General features: G+C 74.5%; 2 protein-coding genes. Both read left to right on the top strand.

Annotated features, from left to right (window positions below; all coding sequences use genetic code 11):
• Positions 1 to 2,043: neutral/alkaline non-lysosomal ceramidase N-terminal domain-containing protein (locus tag AC2CJA_RS26040; protein WP_484605119.1), on the top strand; the 2,043-nt coding region annotated here is incomplete at its 5' end.
• A 291-nt stretch (positions 2,044 to 2,334) separates the two neighbouring features.
• A complete protein-coding gene (locus AC2CJA_RS26035; protein WP_241718496.1) occupies positions 2,335 to 2,490 on the top strand; it encodes a hypothetical protein in 156 nt (51 codons plus the stop codon).
• Positions 2,491 to 2,570 lie beyond the last annotated feature (80 nt).

Raw genomic sequence — 2,570 nt, 5'->3', positions numbered from 1 at the left:
GGACTCGGCCTCGCCGGGCTCCCGCGGACCGCGGCCCACGCGGCCGAGGACGCCCCCGCCTCCACCGCGCCCGGGCGGGCCGGCGGGGCGGGGACCGGTTCCTACCTGGTGGGACGCGGCATCGCGGACGCCACCGGCGAGGTCGCCGAGGTCGGCATGATGGGCTACGGGCGCACCGACCAGCAGGCGCAGGGTCTGCACAACCGGCTGCGGGCCCGCGCCTTCGTCATCGCCGACCGGGCGCCGGACGGAAGCGCCGGGGAGCGGGTGGCCCTCGTCGTGGTCGACTCCCCCATGATCTTCTCCAGCGTGCACCAGGCGGTGCTGCGTGCCCTGGAAGAGCGGTACGGCGGCCTCTACGACGCCCGCAACACCATGATCACCGCCACCCACACCCACGCCGGGCCGGGCGGCTACTCCCACCACCTGCTCTACAACATCACCACGCTCGGCTTCCACGCCAGGACCTTCGACGCGGTCGTGCGCGGCATCACGGAGGCCGTGGGCCGGGCCCACGCCGATCTGGCGCCTTCGGAACTCTCGCTTTCCCGAGGGGAGTTGCACGGTGCCAGCGTCAACCGCTCCCGCGCCGCCTTCGACCGCAACCCGGCCGACGTCAGAGCCCACTTCCCCGACGCGATCGACCCGCTCACCACGCTGCTGCGGATCGAGCGGCAGGGGCGGCTGGTGGGGGCGGTCAACTGGTTCGCCACCCACTGCACCAGCATGTCCGGCGACAACCGCCTCATCAGCGCCGACAACAAGGGATACGCCGCCTACCACTGGGAGCGCGAGGTGGCGGGCGCGGACTACCTGGCCGGCACCGCGCCCGAGGTGATCGCCGCCTTCGCGCAGACCAACGCCGGCGACATGTCCCCCAACCCCGACCTGAAGCCGCCGACCACACCGGAGGACTTCGAGCGCACCCGCGCCAACGGCCTGCGCCAGTACGAGGCCGCCGCGCGGCAGTTGGAGCGGCCCGGCACCCGGCTGTCGGGCGGCGTGGACTCCCGGCTGGTGTACGTGGACCTCTCGGACGTCACCGTGGAACCGGAGTTCACCGGCGACGGGCGCGTCCACAGGACCGCCAGACCGGCCGTCGGCGCGGCCATGGCGGCGGGCAGCACGGAGGACGGGCCGGCCTTCCCCGGCTTCTCCGAGGGCGAGAACCCCTTCTGGGACGCGATCTCCCACTCGGTGGTCTACACCGTCTCGCCCGAGCTGCGCGACGCCCACGCGCCCAAGGCGATCGCCGTTCCCATCGGGGAGATGAACCGGATCTATCCCTGGGTGCAGGAGATCGTGCCCGTACAGCTGGTGCGCATCGGCCGGCTGTACCTGATCGGCGTCCCCGGCGAGGTCACCATCGCGGCGGGGCTGCGGCTGCGGCGCACCGTGGCGCGGGCCGTCGGCGCGGACCTGGACGACGTGCTGGTGGCGGGCTACGCCAACTCCTACTTCCACTACCTCACCACCCCCGAGGAGTACGACGCCCAGCACTACGAGGGCGGCAGCACCCTCTTCGGCCGCTGGCAGCTGCCCGCCGTCCAGCAGGTCTCGGCGGAACTGGCCCGCGCGATGCGCGAGGGGCGGGCGCTGCCGACCGGACCGGAACCGCCCGACCTGTCCGCCGCGCCGCTCGCCCTCCAGCCGCCGATCGTGCTGGACGCCCCGCGGATCGGGCACTCGTTCGGTGACGTGCTGAGCCAGCCGCGCGAGGGCTACCGGACCGGCGAGCGGGTCTCGGCGGTGTTCGCCGGCGCCCACCCCGGCAACGACCCGCACCGGGGCAGTACCTATCTGCGGGTGGAGCGGTACGAGGACGGGGCCTGGCGCACGGTCGCCGACGACGGCGACTGGTCGACGGCCTTCCGCTGGGAGCGCGACGGGATCGCCGCCTCGAAGGTGACCGTCACCTGGGACGTGCCCGCCGGGGCCGTCCCGGGCCGCTACCGCGTCCGCTACCACGGCGACGCCAAGCCCCTGGTGGGCGGCGCCCGTTCCTTCTCCGGCACCACCCGCGCGTTCGCCGTGCTGGCCTGATCCCTGCGGCGGCCGGGCAGCCCGCACTACGGTCCACCGGGCGGCCCGGCCGCCGCGCGACGAGGCGGTGCGGCTTGCGGCGCGCGGAGGAGAAGGTCTCGTCACCGGCCGCGCGCCGGGCTACGGTGACGTGTGACAGCCGCGTCTTCGGTGGTGACCGCACCGGCGGCGCGGGCGGACCCGGCGGGGGACGGCGGGAGGGGAACTGCCGTTGAACTGCACCACATGTGGAGCCACCGTGATCCAAGGCCCCGACGGGCGCTGGTCCTGCGGCAACTGCGGAGCCACCGGGTGAGCCCGCCGCACTCCGATGTCCCGGCGCCCGACGTGGCCGTGATGCACTGCGCGCAGTGCGGCTGGGCGGTCCAGGAGGGGCCGCACGGCGGATACGTGTGCACCCAGTGCTTCCACACCGTCGAGCCGCCGCTGGACCTCGGCAGGGGCTGACCCGGACCGCTTTGCGCCCCGCGTTCCGTCCCGCGCGCCTCAGCCGCCCCGGCGTGCCCAGGGCACGCGCGGAGCGGCGG

This window comes from Streptomyces sp. ATLC9, from assembly GCF_057196705.1.
Note: the sequence above shows the minus strand (reverse complement) of the source record. Positions and strands in the feature narration are given on the sequence as shown.